Genomic DNA, 20395 nt, shown 5'->3' with positions numbered 1-20395 from the left:
AAAACCGAGATTTTTTGCCAACTCGATTTTATGTTGTGATAGACATTTGCATTTTATTTTTGCTGTTGATTTAAAACATCTTGTGCATGTGTTTCAGTATTTTTGGCATCTTGTAATGCGTTATCCAATTGCTTTTGCAAATCAGAATTTTTGTTTTCTGAATCATTTGATTTTTGTTGCAAACTATTCAACTGTTGCTGCAAATCTGATGCTTTTGAATTAGCAGCATTCAATTGTGATTGAACACCGTCCAATTCTTTTTGTTTATCAGCAACTTTTTGATTACCTTCTGCTATTTTTTGGTTAATTTCATCAATTTTTTGCTGTAATTGTGTTTGGAAAGCGGCATTTTCATTTGTTAATTGACTCTGTAGATTTGCTACCTGATTTTGCAATGACATCAAATTACCCTTTGCATCAGTTAACTGACTTTGATAAGTCGTGCTTTGCTGACTTAATGTAGAAATGGTAGCAGATTGCGTTGTCAACTTATCACCTAATTGGTCTATAATACTACGTGTGTGGGCTAAATTGGGTGTCCCAACCCACGAACCACTATCAGCAAGAGCTGCTCCTGCTCCAAATGATATGGCAGCTGCAGCAGTAATTGTGATGATTGTTTTTTTGTACTTCATAATATCCTTCTGTTTTCACTTACTTTTTGTAAAAATATGTTTAACACAACTTTAATATCATATAATGTATATATACAATTGTCAATAGATTTTATGCATTTATGTTGTCTAGACAAGCTTGCTATACCATTCCGATAACAATCAACGCTACGTTTTATGTAAATAAGTATGCTAGACATTCTGATATTATTATCATATAAAATATTTACGCGCACCTATCTAAAAAGAAAAGACACATTAAAATAAATAAGACGATTAAGCAATTTGTAGCACTAGATGCTTATTTTTTACTTATTCATATTAGTCAGTACCATTTCATATATATACTAAGCACATTACAAATGCAGTCATACCAACGATTACAAACAAAAAAGCTGTTCCATCAACTTTGTTGATGGAACAGCCAATAAGGAGCTAGCGGGATTCGAACCCGCACACCGCCAAAAGCGGCTCGACGGATTTCGAGTCCGTTGCAGTACCGGATTGTGCCATAGCTCCATAATAGAAAATCCAGTCAGATTTTCTGTCACTACTATTTAATTTGTTGAGGCCTTGCGACGTTTAGCAGACTTTTCACGTTCTGCTGTATTCAAAATAGCTTTACGAATACGAACATTTTCAGGTGTTACTTCAACATATTCATCATCATTCAAAAATTCCAAAGATGCTTCTAAGTTCATAAGACGTGGTGTCTTGATAGACGAAGTTTGGTCTTTGTTTGATGAACGAACGTTTGATTGTGGCTTTAACTTCGTCACGTTAACAGAAATATCATTGTCACGTGCATTCATACCAACAATCATACCTTCGTAAACTTCAATACCAGCACCAATGAACATTTGTCCACGATCTTCAACACCCATGATAGCATAGTTCGTTGTTGTACCTTGCGTAATTGACACTAAAGCGCCATTACGTCGGCCTGGTTCCCAGTTACGCACTACTGGACGATATTCAGCATAAGTATGGTTAAAAATTCCATAACCGCGTGTTGCTGACATAAACTCAGTTGAATAACCAATTAATCCACGAGAAGGTGCCATATAAGTCAAACGTGTTTGTCCATTACCAACAGCTTCCATGTTTATCATTTCGCCCTTACGTTGGTTAAGAGAATCAATAACAGTTGATGAATACTCATCGGGTGTATCAATTTGAACTGATTCATATGGTTCTGACTGTGCGCCATCAATCTCACGATAGATAACTTGTGGACGTGATGCTTGTAATTCAAAGCCCTCGCGACGCATTGTTTCAATCAAAATTGACAAATGCAATTCACCACGACCTGACACTAACCATGCACCAGCTTGACCTGTATCTTCAACACGTAATGACACATCAGTATGCAATTCACGACGCAAACGATCTTCAATTTGACGAGCCGTAACAAATTTACCTTCTTTACCTGCAAAGGGACTGTCATTTTGACGGAAAGTCATTTGCAAAGTTGGTTCATCAATACGTAAGATTGGCAATGGATCAGGATGAGCTGGATCTGCAACTGTTTCCCCAACAGAAATATCTTCCATACCAGAAACAGCAATCAAATCACCAGCTTTAGCCTCTTGAATATCAACTTGATCTAAACCAATAAATCCAGCTAGTTTTGTCACACGGAAAGTTTGTGTAGTGCCATCAAGTTTCAAAACTTCAACAGCATCGCCAATTTTAATTGTTCCGCGCTTCACACGGCCAATACCAATACGACCAACAAAGTCGTTATAGTCTAACATAGCAACTTGAAATTGCAAAGGTTCATCTGAATTGTCAATTGGTGCTGGAATTGTGTCAAAAACAGCATCGAAAATCGGCTTCATTGAATGCTCTTGATCAGCAATAACAGGTGATAATGATGCTGTCCCATTCATAGCTGAAGCAAAAATAACTGGGAAGTCAAGTCCCTCATCATCAGCACCTAATTCAATAAACAAATCCAACACTTCATCAACAACTTCTTCAGGGCGTGCACCCGGACGATCTACTTTGTTAACGATAACAATTGGTGTTAAATGTTGTTCAAAGGCTTTTTTCAAAACGAAACGTGTTTGAGGCATTGTGCCTTCAAAAGCATCAACTACTAATAACACACCATCAACCATACCCATGATACGTTCAACTTCACCGCCGAAATCCGCATGACCTGGTGTATCAAGAATGTTAATTTGCTTGTCTCCGACCTTAACGGCCGTGTTCTTTGACAAGATCGTGATACCACGTTCTTTTTCAATATCATTCGTATCCATTGCACGATCACCCAATTCCTTGCGTGAGTCCAATGTATCTGATTGCTTCAATAATTCATTAACCAACGTCGTCTTTCCATGATCGACGTGGGCAATAATAGCGATGTTACGAATATCTTCGCGATTTGCCAATTTCCTAGTGCTCCTTTAATTTAATGCTACTTATCTCACAGTAAAAGCTAGGGTCTGTTGTCCCCCTAGCTTTGATGCAACATGAGAATATCACGATGCGCACGATTTGTAGCCACTAATACTATGTTAGATGATAACATATCTAACGGTCTGCCGTCAATATCTGAAATCGATAAACCTAGTGTTTTTGCTAAAACCTGCCCCGCTGCAAAATCCCATGGCATCATTTTTGAAGAATAGCCAACGGCACGACCAGAAATTACACGTAAAAATGAGGGTCCAGCGGCACCAATAACACGATAGCCTAAAGCGGCTTTGGCAATCTTATCGTAGCCAAACATACCATAAAGCAAGCGGGCGCCACTTAATAATACTATGCCATCACTTAATGCATCATTGTTTGGTTGTTCTAACCGCAGTTGATTAGCAAAAACACCAACTTGTGGTCCCCCATGATAAACAATATTATTAACTACATCTAAAATCCAGCCTAATACAGGCTCATTATCGATATAAAGGGCAATCATCACTGCAAAATCGGCCTGCTCCTTAACAAAATTCATTGTGCCATCAATGGGGTCTACAAACCATACATTGCCTTGCATATTATTTTGATGATCCCCAAAACCTTCTTCACTGACAATACTGGCCTCTGAATCATAGGATCTAATTTTAGCATTTAGAAATTGTTCATTATCTCGATCAACATTTGTCACTAAATCTCTTGCATCACGTTTGATAGAAATATCTAAATGTTGTTGCATGGCAATTAATGTTCTTTTCCTGACCTCATCTAACCACAATAAAACGGTTTGATTAATATCTTGTATTTCAAACTGACTGAACGTCATCCCCGCACCTTATCTTTTGTTGTTCCCTGTGCTAATTTTATTGTTTTATAAATACTGTGTCCAGTTTGACGTTCAAAATCTTTGTCAAATTTTTTTTGCTCACTCTGTGCTGGTAATACATCACGAAACTCGTTGTATCGTCTCAATAATTTTGATTTTAATACACCTGTTTCATAAACATCTAAAACACTATCTACAAGGTTAGATATCTTAACAATATCCTCTACTGTCCAATTGCCATCAATTGGTAATATATAATTTTCACTCATATAACTATTTTAACATGTTGTACAGTTTGATATACTAATAAAGAGGTAAAAACATGACAATTCGATTTACAATGGATAAAATCACACGAGACGGCGCAGCCGTCTTACGAAAAACGGCTGCTTCTGTTCCTTTTCCTTTAAGTGAAGAGCATGCGCAGCTAGCTAAAGACATGATGGCCTATTTAGTCATTTCACAAGATGAGACACAAAATGAGCAATATGGCCTACGGCCAGGTGTTGGTCTAGCTGCGCCACAAGTCGATTATTCGTTGCGCATGGCTGCTATACTGGTGCCTTCATTAAATCCACATGAATCTGATGAGACGCCTTATTTTAAAGGTACGATATTTAATCCTACAATTATTTCTGAATCAATTAAACGCGGTGCATTAGATGTTGGCGAAGGTTGCTTATCAGTTGATAAAGATATCCCTGGTTTTGTTCCCCGTGCTGATCGCATTACAGTACGATACCAAGATGAAACTGGTAGCACAAAAATTATTAAATTACGCGATTACCCAGCTATTGTCTTTCAACACGAAATTGATCATCTGCACGGACATCTGTACTACGATCACATTGATTTAAAGGCGCCGTGGGAAGTTAATGATGAAACAAAATATATTGACTAAATATAGTTATCAAAAATCCGCTAAAAAATTATAGTTCATAAAAGCACCTATACCCTGTGGTATAGGTGCTTTCTTTATAACAAAAACTGCCAATTAACATAGAAATGCAGCGTACACAACTAATCTTTATAATTTATCAAAAAAGCTCTTCTTTTTGGTACCGTCAGTTGCTTCTTGATAAGCTTCTAACGCCTTTTTTTGATCTCTATTCAGCTTTGTCGGTACATCTAATTTCACAATGACATATTGATCTCCATGACCTGTCCCTCTCAAACGTGGTGCGCCTTTTCCACGTAATCGGAAACGTGTACCTGTTTGTGTACCAGCCGGAATTTTCAAATTAACATCACCATGAACTGATTTAACCTGCATTTCAGTACCTAATGCCGCTTGAACAAAATCAATAGCCTGCTCTAAGTAAATATCTGCGCCATCACGCTCAAATCCATCTTTAGACGGTGCAACTTGGAATACCACAAATAAATCACCTCGTGGTCCGCCATTAGCGCCTGCCTCGCCTTGTTCAGACAATCGCATTTGTTGGCCTGTTTCAACGCCCGCTGGCACTGTCACTTTAATTTCATGCGGACCATCACCACGATTAAATTTAATAGTTTCTTCTTTACCAAACACTGCCTCTTCAAAACTCAAATGCATACGATACTGTAAATCTTGTCCTTTACGTGGACGATTTGGATCAAAACCACCACCAAACATTTGACTAAAAATATCTCCCAAGTCAGAAAAATCACCAAACCCGCCCTGCTGTTGATAGCCACCAGGTCCACCTTGACCACCAAAGCCACCATTGGCTCCTGCTGGTCCAAATTGATCATACTGTGCTCGTTTTTGTTCAGTCCCCAAAGTCTCAAAAGCTTCTTGGACTTCCTTGTACTTTTCTTCGGCACCGGCATCATGATTCAAATCTGGATGATATTTTTTAGATAATTTACGGTATGCTTTTTTTATATCATCTTGACTGGCATTTTTTTCTACACCAAGACGATCATAGAATTCTGTATTATTCACTTACCCACTCCTTATAATATTATGTACACAAACCGCACTCAATTGAATGCGGTTCGCTTGATATTTATTAATAACGTTATCAGTCTTTCTTCTTATCAGGATCAACTTCTTCGAAATCGCCATCTACTGTGTTATCATCAGCTGGTTTAGCTTCACCTTCAGCACCTTCTTGTGGCGCTGCTTGCTGATACAACTTCATAGCCAATTCTTGGGCTGCTTTCCCTAATTCTTCAGACTTAGTCTTCAATTCTGTTAAATCAGCATCATCAGCTGTTGCATCTTCCTTTGCCTTTTTCAAAGATTCCAACGCATCTTGTGTTGCCTTTTTATCGTCATCACCCAACTTATCGCCAACTTCTTCCAAAGTCTTCTCTGTAGAGAATATCAATTGATCTGCTTCATTACGTGTATCAACTGATTCCTTCTTTTTTGCATCAGCTTCTTCATTAGCCTTAGCATCATTCATCATTTGCTCAATCTCATCATCTGACAAACCGCCTGCAGCTTGGATAGTGATTTTTTGTTCTTTCTGTGTACCTAAATCTTTAGCAGAAACAGATACAATACCATTACGGTCAATATCAAATGTTACTTCGATTTGTGGTACGCCACGTTGTGCTGCAGGAATATCTGACAATTGGAAACGACCAAGTGTCTTGTTATCCGTAGCCATTGAACGTTCACCTTGTAACACATGGATATCTACAGCTGGTTGATTATCAGCAGCTGTTGAGAAAACTTGAGACTTTGATGTTGGAATTGTTGTGTTGCGGTCGATCAACTTTGTGAATACACCACCCATTGTTTCGATACCAAGTGACAATGGTGTCACATCTAACAATACAACGTCTTTCACATCACCAGTAATCACACCACCTTGAACAGCAGCACCTAAAGCAACTGCCTCATCTGGGTTAATTGAATGGTTAGGTTCTTTACCAGTTAACTTTTTAACAGAATCTTGAACAGCTGGAATACGCGTTGATCCACCATTTAAAATAACTTCATCGATATCTGAAAATGACAAACCAGCATCTTTCAAAGCGTTCAAAACTGGTTGTTCAGCTTTCTTTACCAAACTAGCTGTAATTTCGTTAAACTTAGCACGTGATAATGATGTTTGTAAATGCAATGGACCTTGTTCCCCTGATGCAATAAATGGCAAATCAATTTGTGCTTCGGTTGCTGAAGACAAAGTCTTTTTGGCTGATTCAGCAGCATCTTTCAAGCGTTGCAACGCTAACTTGTCTGACTTTAAATCGACACCATTATCAGACTTGAATTGTGCTGCTAAATAATCAATAACTGCATTATCAAAGTCATCACCACCGAGATGTGTATCACCATTAGTTGACAAAACTTCAAACACACCATCACCTAATTCAAGGATAGATACATCAAATGTGCCACCACCCAAATCATAAACTAAAATATTTTCATTCTTGTCCAACTTGTCTAAGCCATAAGCTAAAGCTGCTGCAGTTGGTTCGTTTATAATACGCTCAACTTCTAATCCAGCAATTTTACCAGCATCTTTGGTTGCTTGACGCTGAGCATCGTTAAAGTATGCTGGTACAGTAATAACAGCTTTATCAACTTTTTCACCTAAGTAATCTTCGGCATAGCCTTTGATGTATTGCAAAATCATTGCTGAAATTTCTTGTGGTGTATAGTCCTTACCATCAACGTTAACTTTATAATTAGCATCACCCATATGTGACTTAATTGAAATAATAGTATCTGGGTTTGTTATAGCCTGTCGCTTAGCAACATCTCCAACTTGGTTCTCACCATTTTTAAATGAAACAACTGATGGTGTTGTACGACCGCCATCGGGGTTTGTAATAATTTTTGGTTCGCCACCTTCAAGGACAGCCACTGCTGAGTTTGTAGTTCCTAAATCAATACCGATTATCTTTGACATGAATTTATTCTTCCTTTACTTTTAAGTTAATTTTGTCTTTTTTAGGTGTAGTGCGCTTGGCTGAATCACCATAATATTATCATTATTTTAAAATAATAATACTATCATTATTTTGCCACTGCCACCATTGCTGGACGTAACACACGATCTTGTAGTATATATCCTTTTTGTAAAACAGACGCAATTTGATCTGAGTCAACATCATCTGAATCAACACTTTGAATCGCTTGATGTTTTGTGGGGTCAAATGTTTCACCAACTTCGCCTGTTGCAGAAATACCATTGTCAGTTAAAGCTTGCACCAACGTTTTCAATGTCATTTCAACTCCAGTTTTAATTTGTTGTGCGACTGCATCTTCAGATTCAACAAGTAACGCACGTTCTAAATTATCAACCGCTGGTAACACTGCACTAGCTAGTTTTTGCCCATCATACTTATGCACATTTTGCACTTCGCGTGCATGTCGTTGCTGCATATTTTGTATTTCAGCTTGTGACCGAAGTAATTGATCTTCCAAACTTGAGACCCGTGCTAAGGCTTCATTAAGTTCAATTTGCTTAGGATCTATTTCTTCCTGCACAACATTTTCATCTTCAATCATCTCTTCTACTAATGTCGTATCACTATCTTCTGTTATTTTTTCATCTTTTGGTTTGTTTTCAGTTTCATCTGCCACGTAAGTGACCTCCTAGTTTATGTATACTCAATCATTTTTTGACTCAATGCTTCGCCAAATGCATCCATTAACAATACATTACGAGCATACGTCATACGAATCGGACCTAATAAAGCAATGACACCATCTCCTTGATTCGGTACAGTGAATGCTCTTGTAATTAAGCTAAAGGACTTTAACAATGGTTCATCGATTTCTTTAGCAATTTTAATGGTAACATGGTGTGCTGTGGTTGTAGCGACTCGACGAACATCAGCAGCAGAAGTTAAAAACTCTAGTAACCGCTTAACATCTTTCGTGTCTTGATTATCATCACTAAAGTCTAACACATTTAACCGGCCACCAATGTGCACTTTATCGCCAATTGATCTTGCCAACACATCTCCAAATAATTGTAAGAATGCCGCTGGTGTTTTAATCATTCGACTCATTTGTGTTGGTAATTCATCCGACTGCATCATCTGTAAAACTTCCAAAACAGGTCTCCCGTTAGTCTGGTCATTGATATATTTAATCATGCTATCTAATGATGAAACTGCCAACTCCCGAGGGAGTTTAAATGTTTGACTCGTTACTTTCCCATCATTAGTTACCAGTACCGCGATCAATTGCTGATTTTCTAATGGTACCAAACGAAATCCAGACACAACTATATTTAAACGTTCTGGTTTTAAAATCAACACTGTTGCCCCAGTAAGTTGAGACAATGTTCGAGCCGACTCATCCAGCAAGTCATCTATTTCATGAAAATTGCCACGAAAAGATTGCATAACCAAAGCAATATCTTGTTGTGTAGCCACACGTGCCATCATTAAATTATCAAGATAATATCTATATCCAGCTCGTGATGGCACACGTCCAGCAGATGTATGTAATTTTTTAATCAATGCTGCTGATTCTAAAGCCGCCATTTCGTTACGAATTGTAGCGGAACTGACTTTAATATTAAGTTGTTCCTGAAGGCTCTTTGAACCGACCGCATGCGCTGTTTGTGTGTATTCGTAAATGATGGCACTTAAAATTAATTTTTGTCGTTCTGTCAGCACGCCATCACCTCCGTTTTAGCACTCAATAACACTCACTGCTAACATCTATAATGATACACCTTTTCAAAAATTATGCAAGCTTTTTAGCACTCTTTTTAAAGAGTGCTAAAATAAAAATACACCTAACATTAGTCAAGTGCATCAAAATATTGCCTCGTAGCAATTTCATCTCTTTTTAATTGCGTTACTAATTCAGGTACAGTCGTAAACTTTACTTCACCTCGAAGATAATTATACCAACTAACTGTGACATTTTCGCCATATACCTTCTGGTTAAAATCTAATATATTTATTTCAACAGTAATTGGCCGTGTATCACCGAATGTAATATTACGACCTATACTGGCCATTCCCAAATGCCAGTCATCACCAATCATTATTTTAACCGCATAAATTCCAATAGCCGGCAACCATTCTAATTCTGGTGTCTTAATGTTGACTGTTGGAAAGCCCAGTTCACGGCCACGTGCTTCACCATGTATCACTAAACCAGTTGTCTGATGAATACGTCCAAGTTGGCTATTAACAATATTCATGTTGCCTAACTCTAGCGCTTTTCGGATAGACGACGAACCAATTTTTTGGTTATTAACATCCAATTCTGAAACTGATACGACGTCAAAACGTTTCTTTGCATATTGAGGTAAATGATCCATGTCTGCTATATTAACATCTCCGCCATATACATGATCAAATCCGCCCACCACTGTTACTGGGTTTAAACGCATAATAACTTGATTAACAAATTCTTGTGGTCCCAATTGTGCCAGTTGTGATGTGAATTGCATGACATACATTGTATTAACGCCAAGGTCAGCCAATAGTTCTGATTTTTGATTCATTGATGTTAAATAACGTAAAGGCTGTGTCAACATCTCAAATACAACAATTGGCTGCGGATCATAGGTTAGCACTGCAAGAGGCACGCCTTGTTTATCAGCTTCAAGTTTAGCCTGTTTAATAACGGCTTGGTGTCCCAAATGTACACCATCAAAAAAACCCATGGCAACAACTTGTGGTGTTGGGGCTGGTAATATTTTCTTTAAAATTGGATAATGCAATTTAATTACTTTAATCATTATTATTCATTCGTAAACACGTAACGCGATTGCCAGACGCTATCTTCTTTATTATAAGCATACACCGCTTTAACGTCATCATGATATGTGAGTTGCAAATAAGTATCACTTGCAGGCCACGTTGCTATCTTTTGACCATTTTTAACAGCAAACCACTCATCATCTGAAAGCGCTTTTGTCGGCCACGTCAGTACATCCTTTATTGGTATGATTAGTTTTAATAATTCTGATTGTGCAATGGTAACAAGGTCATCTAAAGTTGTAGCATGTGCGATTGTTATGCCGCTGCCCATTGTGCGTGTCAGACTGCTCATTGTAGCAGGAACACCAAGTTTTAGGCCAGTATCCACTGCTAAAGTTCGAATATAAGTTCCCTTGGACACAGTTGCCTCAAAATCAAAATGTTGTTGTTTATTTTCATAAATAGTAGCACCAATACGTTTGTAATCATAAATTAACGCCTCTCGCACTGGCCTTTCCACTTTTTCTCCTGCTCTTGCATATTCATAAAGCCGTTTACCACCAACTTTAACAGCTGAAAACATAGGCGGCACTTGCTTTATTGTACCATTTAAATTGGCTATAGCAGTATCAATTGCAGCATCAGTAAATGGCACATCAATGTCAATTTTTGATATTACCTCACCATCTAAATCTTCTGTTTCTGTTGCAAATCCTAATATGATACTGCCAACATAACGTTTAGGCCTAGTTTGCAGCTCATCTATCAGTTTTGTAGCTTTACCAAGAGCCACCACGAGAACGCCTTCGACATTTGGGTCTAGCGTACCCGCATGCCCAACCCTTTTTTGGCCAATTGCTCGACGTACTTTGGCAACAACATCAAACGATGTCACACCACGTGGTTTATTAACAACAATAAGACCATCAACGTTATTATTATGTTGCATCTTCATCCTCTTGATACTGCCAAATACTTTGCCCAGCATACACAGCGCCATAATTTACATATGGCACGACGCTATCTTCAAACAATACATAGACACGGACATCGTCTTGGTCTATTGCATGTGCAGTTCCAATCAAATCACCCGCATGTAACTGTTGACCTGTCCCATAAGTTGCCAAACGCGTTCCTTGCAACATCTCATTGCGTACTTGAACTTGAACTGTCACTTTATCATGATGCACACTTTTAATAATCACAGTATGCTCATCTGAGGCCACTACAATGCCTGATACCGGAGACATAATATTATTCCCGTCTGGTAACATCATAAAGCCATTTTTGCTATGGTTTTTCTCATTGTCACCATCAATTTTTTGTAATTGTCCTGTGACAGGGGCAACAACAACAGGAAGTTTTGACTTACGGGCAACATGAACTGCATTCAATTGTCCAGTTGTTTTAATGCGATTATACTTATTTTTCTGATTAAATACATTTTGCCACCAACTCATAAATTGCCTCTTACTTATTTTCCACGCAGTTGATTAATGTGCGCTGTCAATCGTCGCATGCCTTCATCCAAATCAGCATCGGATGCCGCATAAGAAATTCGAATATATGCCTTTGCTACTTCACTAAAACTGGATCCCGGGATAACTGCTACCTTGCCCTCGTGTGCCAACCTTAATGCAAATTCATCACCATCATCACCTATATCAGTAGGTAATTTGGCAAACACATAGAATGCACCTTCCGGTGATACCACATCAAACCCTAATGTTTGTAATTGCGGTACAATGCGGTCACGACGAGATTTATAAGCATCACGCATAATTATTGGCGTGTCGGACACATCACGTAAAGCGATTAAAGCAGCATCTTGAATAAACGTTGGAATGGCAAATGTTAATGCCCCGTGCACTTTTTGCATTTCAGATATCACATCAGCTGCTCCTAAGATAAATCCAACACGGTAACCTGTCATAGCATGTGACTTTGATAACCCGTTAATATAAATTGTCCGTTCCGGAATAATTTCTGCAAAAGACACATGTGCCTGATCGTATGTTAACAACGAGTAAATCTCATCAGAAATAACCCAAATATTATGTTTTTTAAATGTTTCTGCCAATGCAATGACTTCTTGACGCGAATATGTCACACCAGTTGGGTTGGCAGGATAATTCATCAAAATAGCGCGGACAGGAACTGTCGCACTAGCTACTGCTTTATCAACCATTTCTGGTGTTAATTTAAAGCGATTAGGGGTTGTATCGATCGCTATTTTTGTACCATGCGCTATGTCCAACGACGTAAAGTAAGGGCCATAAGTTGGTTCAGGCATTAATAGACCTTCATCTGTACCCAATAAGGTATTTAAAACAACATTAATCGCCTCACTAACACCTAATGTCACAATAACATTCTCTTCACCATGGAAGTTTAAATGATATAGTTTATTAAAATAGTTAACTGCTTCTAACCGTAACGCTTGTTCTCCTTGACTTTCTGCATAATGAGAACGGTCATTGTTGATTGCCTCAACAGCTGCTTTCTTGATACGTTCATCTACTGAAAATCCCGGTTCACCTAACGTTAATTTTAAAATACCTGGAATATCTCGCACTGCCTTTTGAAATCCCAGTAACTTATCGGGTGCCATTTCAGTAATTATTGTGTTTAATGGTTGTATAGAATTAGTCATTTTTTAAATTCCTTATTTTTAATCAGATTATTGTAATTCTATTTTAACACAAAAAACGCTACCCTTTAAAGGTAGCGTTAAATTATGAACAATTATTAATTTTCAGAATGTAATTTGCGAATCAAATCTTCAATATGATTGCCATATTGAACAGATTGATCACGCACAAATTTCAATTCTGGTGTTTTGTAAACTGTTAAACGCGAACCTAGTTCTTTACGAATTAACCCACTAGCAGCTTCTAAACCAGCCTGTGCTTTCTTCCCATCACTTGCTAGATCAGACAAAATTGAATAATAAATTGTTGCAATTTGCAAATCACCAGACAGCTCTACACTAGTTACTGTAACATCTTGCACACGTGGATCATTAATACGCTTAAGCAATAGAGCTGTTACATCACGCTGTACTTCTTGTGCGAGGCGACCTGCTCGTTGTGGATTAGCCATAACTTTTGCCTCTTTTCTAAATATCGGATTAAAACAATATAGCTAATGTTATTTTGCTTTAACTTCTGCCATCACATACGCTTCAACAACATCGCCGACTCTAACATCATTATACTTAGCAACTGTAAATCCAAACTCAAATCCCATCTTAACTTCGTTAACTGAATCTTTACCGCGTTGTAGTGAGGCAATGTCACCATCAAAAGCAACAACACCATCACGGATGACACGAACCTTAGCTTCTTTGGTAATTTTACCTTCTTCAACCATGGCACCAGCGATAATTCCGACCTTAGAGAATTTGAATAATTCTTTAACCGTCACTGTTCCAATAATTTTTTCTTCATAAACTGGTTCAAGTTGGCCCTTCATAGCTGCTTCAACGTCATCAATTGCATTATAAATGACATTATAAAAACGAATATCAACTTTCTCAGAATCAGCTTGAGATTTTGCCAAAGGTGTTGGACGAACATTAAAGCCAATAATAATTGCTCCTGAAGCAGATGCCAAAGTAACATCCGATTCATTAATCGCACCAGCAGCCGTATGAATGATATCTACACGTACACCGTCTACTTCGATTTTCTTCAAAGATCCAGATAAGGCTTCGACAGAACCTTGAACATCTGCTTTAACAATAACCGGTACAGTCTTCATTGCTTTTTCAGACATTGTACTAAACAAGGTATCCAAAGTAACAACTGCGCCCGAATTACGAATAACTTCCTGTGCTCGCTTTGCGCGTTCTTCACCCGCTGCACGTGCCGTTTTCTCATCTGCCATAACAATGAAACGATCACCTGCTTGTGGCACATCATTCAAACCAGTGACCTGAACAGGTGTTGCTGGTGAAGCCTCTTCTAGTTCAACGCCACGTTCATTAGTCATTGTTCGTACACGTCCATACGTATTACCTACAACAATAGGATCTCCAACACGCATTGTACCTTGCTGTACCAATACAGTTGCAACTGGACCGCGACCTCTATCCAAACGTGCCTCAACAACTGAGCCACGTGCTGGCATATCAGGATTAGCCTTTAATTCAAGTACTTCGGCTTGTAATAGTATCATTTCAAGTAATTCGTCAACATTTTGTCCAAATTTAGCTGATATTTTAACAAATATTGTGTCACCACCATATTCTTCAGGAACCAAATCGTAAGCCATCAATTGATTCATTACATCATCTGGTTTTGCACCTGGCTTGTCAATTTTATTAACAGCCACAATAATAGGTGTGTTAGCAGCCTTAGCATGATTAATTGCTTCAATTGTTTGTGGCATAACACCATCATCTGCTGCCACAACCAATATTGTCAAATCTGTGACATTAGCACCACGAGCACGCATTTCTGTAAAGGCAGCATGTCCAGGTGTGTCTAAGAAAGTAATTGTTTTGCCATTTAACTGAGTTTGATAAGCACCGATGTGTTGTGTAATGCCACCAGCTTCGCCCTCAGTAACATGTGAATTACGTAAATAATCCAACAAAGTTGTTTTACCATGATCAACGTGACCCATGATTGTGACAACTGGTGGACGTGATACTAACTGGCCTTCATCAATATTTTCATCATCGAAGAAACGATCGATATCGGCAACGTCTTCTGCTGCTTTAACTTGTGCTTCAATACCATAATCTGCTGCTAAAATTTCAATCGTATCCGTATCGAGTGATTGGTTTTGGTTTGTCATAATACCAAGCAAAAATAGCTTCTTGATAATTTCAGCTGTATCACGATGTAATAACTTGGACAAATCTTGAACGTTCATACCAATACGATATTCTAAAATTTCAGGTAACGGTTGTTTCTTACGTTCTGTTACTGGTGCAACAGGCCCTCTTTTAGCAGCAATACGACGTGATTTTTTTGAACCTCGTGGCTTATCATTACGACGTGGTGTCTGTTGACCAGTTCCAGCTGTATTGCGTTTACGCGAATTGTTGCGTGCTGAATTATTTCCAGAAGCTAGTGCACCACCAAATTTACCTGCACCAGTTGTTGGTGCTGCAGTTGTTGGTTTTACTACTTTAGGTTCTGCTTTTTTATTTTCGGCTGGCTTTACCGCTGGCTTTGGCTTTTGTGGCTCTTTAGCCGCCGCTACAGCTTGCTTACGTTTTTCATTTTCGCTGACATACTGCTTTAAACTGTTGTCCTTTTGCTTTGAATAGTCTACTTGACCTTCACGCGGTTTTGTTGACCAGTTTTTTGTTTCACGCATTGCCGGACGGCCTTCTGCTGCTCGAACACGTGAGCCAGGTCGACCATTACGGTTTTGGTTTTGCCCACCATTGTTTGAACGATTGCCGGCAGCGCTGGTTCCAGTAGCTGTGCTATTCGTACGATTTTGGTTTGATGTGCGATTTTGTTGACCTTGACCTGAACGTACTGGTTTGCTTGGACGAGACGCTGTATTATTGGGTGTCACCGTTGTTCCATCTGTCAATTTTGCCGCATGTCGACGTTGTGAGGCAGGTAATTCTTTACGTTCTGGAACTGCCTGTTTTCTTGCAGGACGGTTTGACCCTGAGAATTTCTTTTCTTCTGTCATTTAGTTCCGCTCCTTTTCTGAAATTAATTGTTTAATTTTTCGACTAAATCCACGATCAGCAATTGCAAATACACTGCGATTTACTCCGATAGCATCGGTTAATTGTCTCTTGGTATAGTCTTGAATCAGTGTCACATTATAAAAGCTTGATTTATCAGCAAATTTTTTACTTTGGCTTTGCCCACCATCACTAGGAAAAAAAGCCATTTGAACTTTATTACCACGAATAGCTGTTAATGTTGGATCAGAACCCAGCACTAACTTACCAGCACGCATCGCTAATCCGAGCAAATTTAAAATTTGTCCGTCTTTACTTATCACCATCATCAAACAACTCCCTACGCGCCTGCTGATGATCCACATACGCAATAAGTTCATCATAGAATTCATCTGGTATTTTCATCTCAAACGCTTGATCAAAAATATGTTTTTTCTTGGCTTCAGCTGCAATGATACGATCCAACCCAACATATGCACCACGGCCATTAGCTTTCGAAGTGGGGTCTAAGCTAACATTTCCTTCTTTATCACGAACGACTCGAACAAGATCTTTTTTGGGAAACATTTCACCTGTAACAATATCTTTTCGCATTGGTATTTTTCTAGGTTTCATCATATTTAGCATGTCTTAGCCAGTCTTACAAAAACACATAGCCACAGACATTTCCCTTCTAAAGTTTATTCGCCACTTTCATTTTTTAAAGATGACTGGTTTGATAAGTTATTTGCTGCTTCACTTTCAGATTTAATATCAATTTTAAAACCTGTTAATCTTGCAGCCAAACGAGCATTTTGACCTTTTTTCCCAATTGCTAACGACAACTGATTGTCGGGAACAATGACCGTCACTGCACGTTCATTTTCAGGATTAAAGATAACATCTGCTACCTCGGACGGGTTCAACGCGTTAGCAATATATTGCGCTTCATCCTCAACCCATTCAACGATATCCATATTTTCGCCACCAAGTTCGTTAACAACAGCCTGTACCCGTGCACCTCGCTGTCCAACCATAGCACCAACAGGATCCAAGTCTGTATCATGTGTATAGACAGCTATTTTTGAGCGATCGCCGGCTTCACGCGAGATATTCATGATTTCAACCGTACCATCATAAACTTCAGGTACTTCTTGTTCAAATAAACGCTTCACCAAATCCGGTGCCGTACGTGAGACGAAGATTTGTGGTCCCTTTGCGTTATTTTCAACTTTGTTTACCAAAACTTTAATACGGTCTCCCATACGATATCGCTCGTTTGGCATTTGATCATTTGGTGCCATAGCAGCTTCCTGGTTACCAGGTAGTGTCATATACAAGAATCGTGCATCTTGTCGATCAACCTCGCCAGTAATGATCTCATCTTGATAGTCAGCAAACTTATTATAAATCGCTTCACGACCTGCTTCACGCATTTTTTGTACAATAACTTGCTTTGCTGCTTGAGCAGCCATTCGTCCAAAATCTTTTGGTGTTACATCAAAACGAATTTCATCGCCGGCTTCATATGCACGATTAATGACTAATGCATCTGTTAAACTAATTTCTGTATCTTCATTTTCAAAGTCGTCATCCAACACGACATTTTTGACTTGCTTAATTGCTACGTTCCCTTTTTTTGTATCAAATACTGCTTCAACGTTCTGTTCAGCATTATATTGCTTCTTGTAAGCTGCTCTTAGCGCATCTTCAAGTGCTGCAATAACAATTTCACGTTCTATACCGCGCTCGGCTTCAAGGGCATCGAGCGCATCGACTAGTTCTTTACTCATTCGCCTATCCTCATTCAATTAGTAGAGTATGTACTGATACTTACTGTATTATCATAGAACACTATTTCCCCAGTTCTTATCAAAAATACAGGCTTAAAATTATCACTGCACACGTTTATGTTAAAACTGGATATCTAACACTGCCTTTGCAATTTCATCAAAATTAAGAATTAACTCACCATGATCAGTTAGCAAAACTAAACCAGTATCATTTAATGACTTGATCTTTCCCTGCCATTTTTTTTGACCATTTTTTGCAACAAAAAGTGACACTAGAATATTTTCGTTGCTATCTTGTGCCCATTTAAAATGCCAAGGATGTTTTAACGGTCGATCAGCTCCCGGTGATGAAATGTCTAATAAGTATGCTTCTGGAATAGGGTCAGGGTCAGATGTATCCAAAAATTCGTTAACTTCCTGTGTGAAAGCCGTTAAATCAGCCATTGTTATAAATTGATGGTTTGGCTTATCTAATAAGATGCGTAAAACTTTTTGCCCACCTTCTTTAGTGTACGTCAAATCCCATAACAGTTCATTTCGTCTATCAACAATTGGTGTAATCAATTCTATGATTTTTTGTTCAACTTTATTTACCATTTATCTGCCCCTCCCTGATGAATTTCTAATATTTATTATAAGCAAGTGCCAATCCCATAAAAAATGAGCCGGCCGCATCGGATGTGACCCGCTCATTTACAAAATCTATGTAAATTAACAATTATAATTATAACGCTAAAGCCAACAAATTGCAAATATGTATTTGCATATGATACAACAAAAAAATCACATCACTGTGATTTTTACTAGTTTGTGAACCTTTATGACCCCATTCGCTTTGCTCATTGAGGCAGTCACTGTATTTAGCTGATGCTATAATAATTGACTTTTAACGTGCCCACGTAACGCTTACGGTGTAAGTTACGTTAATGACGAGACTTTAATTTACCAAGAAGCTTTACGAACACCAGGAATTTGACCCTTGTGTGCCAATTGGCGGAAGTTCAAACGTGACATACCAAACTCACGCATATAAGCATGAGGGCGACCATCAATCCAGTCGCGATTGTGTACACGTACAGGAGATGAATCTTTTGGCAAAGCAGCCAAACCGATAAAATCACCTGCTGCCTTTAATTCGGCACGCTTGTCAGCATATTTCGCAACCAAAGCTTCACGCTTTTGCGCTTTTGCAATCTTTGACTTTTTTGCCATTTTACTTAATCTCCTTAAATGTTACAACTTTTCGAAGTTTTGGTGAGTACTTCTTTAACTCAAGACGATCTGGTGTATTACGACGGTTTTTAGACGTCAAGTAAATACGTTCGCCAGTTTCATCATTTCCTAGAACAACGTGAATACGCATATTCTTACTCCTTAGTGTGTGGTTTGTTAAAATTATTTGCTTGTCAATACAAATAATTATTATACATGAACATGGGGGTGGTGTAAAGTTATTTTATAAATTCAAGCGAAAATCTGTTCGGTGAAAGTTATTTCATTGCTTAACAGCCAAGCATTTTTTTAATATAACTTTTAAAATTGTTTTTCTAATGGTGGTACAACTTGTTTTTTACGTGAAACAACACCCGGCAAATCAATCACATTGTTACTGATTTTTGCTCCAAAAGCTGATTCAATAGACGTGGTGGCATCACCAAGATAGAGTGCTTTTGAATTTGAATTTAAAATATCCGTGATCACAAACAAGAAATCCTCATAGCCCTCAGCAATCATAGCTGCTTCAATACCAGATTGACGTGTCAAAACATCAGCAATATCTACTGTATTGACTTGACCAATGCGGAACTTGTGTCCCCCTATTTCAAAGGACTTGGCATCCCCATCAATGAGTTCTTTATCAGTTCGTGATGATAAATCTGTTCCTGCTTTCAACAGTGACAGGCCATATTTTTCATAATCATCGAGACCTGCAATAGCGGCCAAATCCTCTAATGCAGGTGTATCATAAGACGTTGTTGTAGGACTTTTTAGCAATAATGTATCTGATATAATCGCTGAGGCCATCAAACCAGCAATTTTTGAAGGGATATTGATATCTGCTTGTTTAAACTCATAATACAAAATTGTTGCAACAGAGCCCCATGGTTTGGCATTAATGTACAATGGTGTACTATTTGTGAACGAAAATTTATGGTGATCGTAAATACCTTCAACAATGACTTCTGATAAATTATCAATGGATTGTGTCGCCTCGTTATGGTCAACTAGGACAACAGTTTCAGTATCGGCTGATGTTATAATTCTTGGTGCAGTGACTGAAAAAAAATCTAATGCAGACTGCGTTTCAGCATTTGGTGTGCCTTGCGCAACTGCCTCGGTATCACCACCAAGTTCATTTAATAAGTAACTTGCAGCAATTGCTGAAGCGATTGTGTCAGTGTCTGGGTTCTTGTGCCCGAAAACCAATGTCTTAGCCATTCGTTCGTATCTCCTAAAAGTTTATAAGTCTATTTTAGCAAAA

22 protein-coding genes and 1 tRNA gene are annotated in these 20395 nt (G+C 38.5%); 1 reads left to right on the top strand and 22 read right to left on the bottom strand.

Annotated elements, in window-relative coordinates; genetic code table 11:
* Positions 1-53: 53 nt before the first annotated feature.
* The 5 genes from EUI_RS0109400 to EUI_RS0109380 all read right to left on the bottom strand — a co-directional run bounded on the left by EUI_RS0109400 (position 54) and on the right by EUI_RS0109380 (position 4133).
* Complete coding sequence (locus EUI_RS0109400) at positions 54-635, bottom strand: hypothetical protein (protein WP_010687921.1); 582 nt, start codon at positions 633-635, stop codon at positions 54-56.
* A gap of 409 nt (positions 636-1044) precedes the next feature.
* Positions 1045-1133 (bottom strand) — tRNA-Ser (locus EUI_RS0109395).
* A 38-nt stretch (positions 1134-1171) separates the two neighbouring features.
* Positions 1172-3013 carry a translational GTPase TypA gene (gene typA / locus EUI_RS0109390; protein WP_010687920.1) on the bottom strand — a complete coding sequence of 614 codons (1842 nt, stop codon included), beginning with the start codon at positions 3011-3013 and terminating at the stop codon, positions 1172-1174.
* Between the two features lie 65 nt (positions 3014-3078).
* Positions 3079-3864 (bottom strand): inositol monophosphatase family protein, encoded by a 786-nt coding sequence (locus tag EUI_RS0109385; protein WP_010687919.1) that lies wholly within the window; start codon positions 3862-3864, stop codon positions 3079-3081.
* Positions 3861-4133, bottom strand: coding sequence for a UPF0223 family protein (locus EUI_RS0109380; RefSeq protein WP_010687918.1), 273 nt, complete (start codon positions 4131-4133; stop codon positions 3861-3863). The genes EUI_RS0109385 and EUI_RS0109380 overlap by 4 nt, the downstream gene beginning before the upstream one ends.
* A 53-nt stretch (positions 4134-4186) precedes the next feature.
* On the opposite strand from EUI_RS0109380, the gene def reads away from it, so the two are divergent.
* The gene (def, locus tag EUI_RS0109375; protein WP_010687917.1) at positions 4187-4765 is read left to right on the top strand and encodes a peptide deformylase; all 579 of its coding nucleotides are present in this window, start codon (positions 4187-4189) and stop codon (positions 4763-4765) included.
* Positions 4766-4891: 126 nt separating this feature from the next.
* On the opposite strand, the gene EUI_RS0109370 is transcribed toward def, so the two are convergent.
* The 17 genes from EUI_RS0109370 to EUI_RS0109290 form a co-directional block, all read right to left on the bottom strand.
* Complete coding sequence (locus EUI_RS0109370; RefSeq protein WP_010687916.1) at positions 4892-5794, bottom strand: DnaJ C-terminal domain-containing protein; 903 nt, start codon at positions 5792-5794, stop codon at positions 4892-4894.
* 79 nt (positions 5795-5873) lie between these two features.
* On the bottom strand, positions 5874-7718 hold the full coding sequence (dnaK, locus tag EUI_RS0109365) for a molecular chaperone DnaK (protein ID WP_010687915.1): 1845 nt from the start codon (positions 7716-7718) through the stop codon (positions 5874-5876).
* Positions 7719-7825: 107 nt separating this feature from the next.
* The gene (grpE, locus tag EUI_RS0109360) at positions 7826-8395 is read right to left on the bottom strand and encodes a nucleotide exchange factor GrpE (RefSeq protein WP_010687914.1); all 570 of its coding nucleotides are present in this window, start codon (positions 8393-8395) and stop codon (positions 7826-7828) included.
* A 17-nt stretch (positions 8396-8412) separates the two neighbouring features.
* Positions 8413-9441, bottom strand: a complete 1029-nt coding sequence (gene hrcA, locus EUI_RS0109355) for a heat-inducible transcriptional repressor HrcA (protein WP_010687913.1) — start codon at positions 9439-9441, stop codon at positions 8413-8415.
* Positions 9442-9569: 128 nt separating this feature from the next.
* Entirely contained in the window at positions 9570-10520 is a 951-nt protein-coding gene (gene ribF, locus EUI_RS0109350) for a riboflavin biosynthesis protein RibF (RefSeq protein WP_010687912.1), read from the bottom strand.
* Between the two features lie 2 nt (positions 10521-10522).
* Positions 10523-11431, bottom strand: a complete 909-nt coding sequence (gene truB, locus EUI_RS0109345) for a tRNA pseudouridine(55) synthase TruB (RefSeq protein WP_010687911.1) — start codon at positions 11429-11431, stop codon at positions 10523-10525.
* Positions 11421-11942 carry a PTS sugar transporter subunit IIA gene (locus EUI_RS0109340; RefSeq protein ID WP_010687910.1) on the bottom strand — a complete coding sequence of 174 codons (522 nt, stop codon included), beginning with the start codon at positions 11940-11942 and terminating at the stop codon, positions 11421-11423. The genes truB and EUI_RS0109340 overlap by 11 nt, the downstream gene beginning before the upstream one ends.
* Before the next feature lie 14 nt (positions 11943-11956).
* Entirely contained in the window at positions 11957-13135 is a 1179-nt protein-coding gene (locus tag EUI_RS0109335; protein WP_010687909.1) for an aminotransferase class I/II-fold pyridoxal phosphate-dependent enzyme, read from the bottom strand.
* Positions 13136-13230: 95 nt separating this feature from the next.
* Positions 13231-13584: a 30S ribosome-binding factor RbfA gene (gene rbfA, locus EUI_RS0109330; RefSeq protein WP_010687908.1), complete on the bottom strand. Its 354-nt coding sequence runs from the start codon at positions 13582-13584 to the stop codon at positions 13231-13233.
* 48 nt (positions 13585-13632) lie between these two features.
* Positions 13633-16143, bottom strand: coding sequence for a translation initiation factor IF-2 (gene infB, locus EUI_RS0109325; RefSeq protein ID WP_010687907.1), 2511 nt, complete (start codon positions 16141-16143; stop codon positions 13633-13635).
* Positions 16144-16464, bottom strand: a complete 321-nt coding sequence (locus EUI_RS0109320) for a L7Ae/L30e/S12e/Gadd45 family ribosomal protein (RefSeq protein ID WP_029508556.1) — start codon at positions 16462-16464, stop codon at positions 16144-16146. It lies immediately after the preceding gene.
* The gene (gene rnpM, locus EUI_RS0109315) at positions 16454-16756 is read right to left on the bottom strand and encodes an RNase P modulator RnpM (RefSeq protein ID WP_010687905.1); all 303 of its coding nucleotides are present in this window, start codon (positions 16754-16756) and stop codon (positions 16454-16456) included. The genes EUI_RS0109320 and rnpM overlap by 11 nt, the downstream gene beginning before the upstream one ends.
* Before the next feature lie 65 nt (positions 16757-16821).
* Positions 16822-17913, bottom strand: coding sequence for a transcription termination factor NusA (gene nusA / locus EUI_RS0109310; RefSeq protein WP_010687904.1), 1092 nt, complete (start codon positions 17911-17913; stop codon positions 16822-16824).
* Positions 17914-18033: 120 nt separating this feature from the next.
* Positions 18034-18510, bottom strand: a complete 477-nt coding sequence (locus tag EUI_RS0109305; RefSeq protein WP_010687903.1) for a ribosome maturation factor RimP — start codon at positions 18508-18510, stop codon at positions 18034-18036.
* Between the two features lie 345 nt (positions 18511-18855).
* Complete coding sequence (rpsN, locus tag EUI_RS0109300) at positions 18856-19125, bottom strand: 30S ribosomal protein S14 (protein WP_010384563.1); 270 nt, start codon at positions 19123-19125, stop codon at positions 18856-18858.
* Position 19126: 1 nt separating this feature from the next.
* A complete protein-coding gene (gene rpmG, locus EUI_RS0109295; RefSeq protein WP_002815032.1) occupies positions 19127-19276 on the bottom strand; it encodes a 50S ribosomal protein L33 in 150 nt (49 codons plus the stop codon).
* 170 nt (positions 19277-19446) lie between these two features.
* Positions 19447-20352, bottom strand: a complete 906-nt coding sequence (locus EUI_RS0109290; protein ID WP_010687902.1) for a manganese-dependent inorganic pyrophosphatase — start codon at positions 20350-20352, stop codon at positions 19447-19449.
* Between the last annotated feature and the right edge of the window lie 43 nt (positions 20353-20395).

The sequence above is a fragment of the Leuconostoc gelidum subsp. gelidum KCTC 3527 genome (genome assembly GCF_000166715.1).
GTDB classification, from domain to species: Bacteria; Bacillota; Bacilli; order Lactobacillales; family Lactobacillaceae; genus Leuconostoc; species Leuconostoc gelidum.
The sequence above is the reverse complement of the archived record's forward strand: the minus strand, read 5'-3'. Positions and strand labels throughout refer to the sequence as shown.

Coding starts and splice junctions, on each gene's coding strand:
- EUI_RS0109400 (WP_010687921.1), bottom strand. CDS start 635: ATGAAGTACAAAAAAACAATCATCACAATTACTGCTGCAGCTGCCATA.
- EUI_RS0109385 (WP_010687919.1), bottom strand. CDS start 3,864: ATGACGTTCAGTCAGTTTGAAATACAAGATATTAATCAAACCGTTTTA.
- EUI_RS0109380 (WP_010687918.1), bottom strand. CDS start 4,133: ATGAGTGAAAATTATATATTACCAATTGATGGCAATTGGACAGTAGAG.
- def (WP_010687917.1), top strand. CDS start 4,187: ATGACAATTCGATTTACAATGGATAAAATCACACGAGACGGCGCAGCC.
- dnaK (WP_010687915.1), bottom strand. CDS start 7,718: ATGTCAAAGATAATCGGTATTGATTTAGGAACTACAAACTCAGCAGTG.
- ribF (WP_010687912.1), bottom strand. CDS start 10,520: ATGATTAAAGTAATTAAATTGCATTATCCAATTTTAAAGAAAATATTA.
- truB (WP_010687911.1), bottom strand. CDS start 11,431: ATGCAACATAATAATAACGTTGATGGTCTTATTGTTGTTAATAAACCA.
- EUI_RS0109340 (WP_010687910.1), bottom strand. CDS start 11,942: ATGAGTTGGTGGCAAAATGTATTTAATCAGAAAAATAAGTATAATCGC.
- EUI_RS0109335 (WP_010687909.1), bottom strand. CDS start 13,135: ATGACTAATTCTATACAACCATTAAACACAATAATTACTGAAATGGCA.
- rbfA (WP_010687908.1), bottom strand. CDS start 13,584: ATGGCTAATCCACAACGAGCAGGTCGCCTCGCACAAGAAGTACAGCGT.
- infB (WP_010687907.1), bottom strand. CDS start 16,143: ATGACAGAAGAAAAGAAATTCTCAGGGTCAAACCGTCCTGCAAGAAAA.
- rnpM (WP_010687905.1), bottom strand. CDS start 16,756: ATGAAACCTAGAAAAATACCAATGCGAAAAGATATTGTTACAGGTGAA.
- nusA (WP_010687904.1), bottom strand. CDS start 17,913: ATGAGTAAAGAACTAGTCGATGCGCTCGATGCCCTTGAAGCCGAGCGC.
- EUI_RS0109305 (WP_010687903.1), bottom strand. CDS start 18,510: ATGGTAAATAAAGTTGAACAAAAAATCATAGAATTGATTACACCAATT.
- rpsN (WP_010384563.1), bottom strand. CDS start 19,125: ATGGCAAAAAAGTCAAAGATTGCAAAAGCGCAAAAGCGTGAAGCTTTG.
- rpmG (WP_002815032.1), bottom strand. CDS start 19,276: ATGCGTATTCACGTTGTTCTAGGAAATGATGAAACTGGCGAACGTATT.
- EUI_RS0109290 (WP_010687902.1), bottom strand. CDS start 20,352: ATGGCTAAGACATTGGTTTTCGGGCACAAGAACCCAGACACTGACACA.